Consider the following 446-nt stretch of genomic DNA (forward strand, 5'->3'; position numbering starts at 1 on the left):
GTGTAGCCGACGTTTTCCAAGTCGTTGTGTTTGCCGCCTGCGCGTACGCATTTTTGCGCGGTAGTGGCGGGGTTGTATGGGCGTTTGTCAAAGCCGAGGAATACGTCTTTAAATTGGTTCATGCCTGCGTTGGTAAACAGCAGGGTCGGGTCGTCGTGTGGCACGAGCGAGGAAGAGCGGACGATGGTGTGGCATTTAGATTCAAAAAATTTCAGGAATTTTTGGCGTAGTTCGGTGGTTTTCATAATGTCTCGATAAATTTTTTACAAGGATTTCAGACGGCCCGGACGGCGCGTTGCGATTAAAAACGAATGGGCGTTCTCTTACCGCAAAACCATATTTCAAGCTATCGGCAGAAAGGTTTTAAGTTGGCTGCAATCTGTCTTTCAGACGGCCTTAAGCGGGGCGATATCTTTTAACAATGAAGCCTATCCGCTCGGGCTTGC

The 446-nt window shown here is 48.9% G+C and carries 1 protein-coding gene; it reads right to left on the minus strand.

Annotated features, from left to right (window positions below):
- Positions 1-245: alanine--tRNA ligase-related protein (locus ACTHTS_RS11225; RefSeq protein WP_440370084.1), on the minus strand; the 245-nt coding region annotated here is incomplete at its 3' end.
- Between the last annotated feature and the right edge of the window lie 201 nt (positions 246-446).

The sequence above is a fragment of the Neisseria sp. P0019.S003 genome (assembly GCF_051957115.1).
In the GTDB taxonomy this organism is placed as follows: domain Bacteria; phylum Pseudomonadota; class Gammaproteobacteria; order Burkholderiales; family Neisseriaceae; genus Neisseria; species Neisseria flavescens_D.